At 35.3% G+C, this 2,474-nt stretch carries 2 protein-coding genes; both read right to left on the bottom strand.

Annotated elements, in window-relative coordinates; all coding sequences use genetic code 11:
* Positions 1–942, bottom strand: a 942-nt coding sequence (locus tag ACVC2P_RS10500) for a TAT-variant-translocated molybdopterin oxidoreductase (RefSeq protein WP_452598431.1), incomplete at its 3' end; no start/stop codon positions are given.
* A gap of 110 nt (positions 943–1,052) precedes the next feature.
* Positions 1,053–2,342, bottom strand: coding sequence for a c-type cytochrome (locus ACVC2P_RS10505; RefSeq protein ID WP_452598432.1), 1,290 nt, complete (start codon positions 2,340–2,342; stop codon positions 1,053–1,055).
* Positions 2,343–2,474: the final 132 nt, after the last annotated feature.

Genomic DNA, 2,474 nt, shown 5'->3' on the forward strand with positions numbered 1-2,474 from the left:
GTGTAATTTTGCTAGTGCTAATTTTTGTTGTGTTGGTGTTAATGGCACACGTTTATCTGCATTTGCTCCAGATAAAGACATGTTAGATTCAAACTGTACGTGGCGAGACATTTTACCATGACTAGGCACACGCCCTTTTGCGTAACCTGAATCGAAACCTCCACCTTGCCAATCGCCTAAGAAATCTGCACCTACGGATACTATTGTTGTTGCTTTAGAAAAATCGTAATTAGCTAAAGCACGTTGACCATATTTAGCTTGAAATGCATCCAACGCAGCAGATTCTGATACAGCATCGTATTGTACGTGTTTTACATTTTCTCCATATTTTTCTTTAAATTCTGAAATTAATTTACTTGTCGAAGGACTAGCATACGTTTGTGTTAATAACACAATTTGTTTTCCAGAATTTTTTAAGGCATCAAGTTGTTGTGTTGTCTCAGACATTAATGAGGACCAAGAGATAACACTCTCACCTTTCATTGGTGTCTTTAATCTCTTACTATCGTACAAACTTAAAACCGATGCATTTACTCTGGCGTTAGCACTACCATTAGCAGTTGCCATTGTATTATTTTCAATTTTAATTGGACGACCCTCACGAGTTTTTACTAAAACGCTTGCATAATCAAAACCATCTGCAATTGTTGTTGCATAATAATTAGCTACACCAGGAATAATAGTATCTGGCTGAACTACATAAGGAATTGATTTAACTACTGGTCCTTCACAGGCTGCTAACGATGCAGCTGCTGTACTAAAACCAACATACTTTAAGAAATCACGACGCGTTGTTGAAGACTTCTCTAATGTTTCCTTATCTCCTAAGAATTCATCTGTTGGAATTTCTTGAACAAATTCGTTTTGTTTTAGCGTCTCAACAATAGAGCTATTTTCTTTTAGCTCCTCAACACTTTTCCAGTATTTCTTGTTTGATGACATATTATATAATTGAATTACTTCTTAATTTTATTTTTATAGTTTTAAATCCCTTTTTCTTGTTTCTTCAAAGAGATTTCCGATGTCTCGGAAATATTAAAAACGTTTCGTTTTTAATAGTGACATTTACCACATTCTAAACCTCCCATTTGAGCAGCAGTAACTTTATCTAAGTCACCATATTTTTTAGCTAATTGCTCATGGATTTTAGTATAGTAGCCATTGTCTTTAATTTTAACATTAGTCTCTCTGTGACAGTTAATACACCACCCCATTGTTAATGGAGCATGTTGAGAAACTATTTCCATCTCTTCTATTGGCCCGTGACATGTTTGACACTCTACTCCTGCAACAGTTACGTGTTGCGAGTGGTTAAAGTAAGCAAAGTCTGGTAAATTATGTATTCTAGTCCATTTTACTGGCTTAGATTCTCCTGTGTATTCTTGGTTAGCATCATCCCAACCTACAGCTGCATATAGTTTTTTAATTTCACCATCATAGAAATCTTTAGTGTATTCTTCTGTAGCTGTTGCATCTGCTACTTCTGATATAGATTTATGACAGTTCATACAAACATTTAACGAAGGAATCCCCGATGTTTTACTAACTCTTGCAGAAGAGTGACAGTACTTACAATCTACACCATTATCTCCAGCATGAATTCTGTGAGAGAAATGAATTTCTTGCACTGGCTCGTATCCTTGATTAACTCCTACTTGCATTAAGTAACCATACACAAAGTATCCTGATGCTAATAAAAAGAATATAGCTGTTACTAATACTAAGAATTGGTTTTGTATAAACGCTTTCCAAATCGGTGTCGTTTTAGTTCCCTCTCCTAAGTCTACTCCTTTTTCTTCTGCAAAACGACGTAATGTTTTATTTACTAACACTAATGCTCCTGCTAGTAGCGCAAACAATAATGCTAAGGCTCCAAGAATTAATTTGTTTGAAGCATTATCTCCCTTTCCTTCAACAATAGTTTTAGTTGGCAACTCAGTTGGCGGTGGCGGTGTAGCTGCCGTATAAGCCAGAATGTTATCAATATCTGCATTAGACAACTGAGGAAAAGCAGTCATTGCTACCCCTTTGTACTCTGCATAAATCTTATTTGCATAAGCATCTCCAGAGTCGATTAATCCTTTACTGTTTTTAATCCAAGCATATAACCACTCTCTATCTAAATCCTGCTCATCAGCTAAACGTGCTTCAACATTACGCAATGCAGGACCTGTCATCTTTTTGTCTAACTTATGACAAGATGCACAGTTTGTATTAAATAATGCTTTACCGGCTGCCGGATCGCCTTCTTGGGCTGAAAGTGAAGTTGAAAATGCTATTAAAATAATTAAGCTTAAACGAAGAATGTTGTTACTTAACCTACGGTGAATCACCTGTTTCATATTATTAGTAAAATTAGCTTCTAAAGTTTGGTATGGTTTTTTCATATGCATTTAAGAAAAATATACGCTTATAAAATCTAGGCAAAAGTAATACTTAAAGTCCATTTTATAAATGTTAGAGAAGTCTTAATT

The sequence above is a fragment of the Pontimicrobium sp. MEBiC01747 genome, from assembly GCF_053601635.1.